Annotated in this window: 1 protein-coding gene; it reads right to left on the bottom strand. The window is 38.3% G+C overall.

From position 1 onward, the window contains the following. Nucleotides 1-347 (bottom strand): hypothetical protein (locus AAEY62_RS21005; RefSeq protein WP_350636261.1); only part of this gene is annotated, 347 nt, incomplete at both ends.

The following is a 347-nucleotide window of genomic DNA, read 5'->3' as shown; positions in this document are numbered from 1 at the left end:
TAACTCTTGCACCATTAACTGAAGAGCCATCTTTTTCAAGATTTGCTTTGAGCTCTATAGCTGAGTTTGCAGACACTCTATTTGATTTACTACCATCTGACTTTGAATAGCCTTCTAATGCTAAAGAAAATAAGCTTGGATCATTAATATCAGCATCCCCTGCTGACTCGAAATCAAACTGACTAGTATATGTTTCGCCATCAACCGTATAACTAGCAGTAACAGCTCCAGCTCCTTTTACGGTGCCTGCGGTTAATTCTATCTTCGCAACACCATCATCTTTTGTTAAAGCGCTGCCAGAGTTTGGGTTTAATATCCCTACATCATCTGATAAAGTAAAAGTAATT

The organism is Pseudoalteromonas sp. GW168-MNA-CIBAN-0100, assembly GCF_040309225.1.
GTDB classification, from domain to species: Bacteria; Pseudomonadota; Gammaproteobacteria; order Enterobacterales; family Alteromonadaceae; genus Pseudoalteromonas; species Pseudoalteromonas arctica.
The sequence above is the reverse complement of the archived record's forward strand: the minus strand, read 5'-3'. Positions and strand labels throughout refer to the sequence as shown.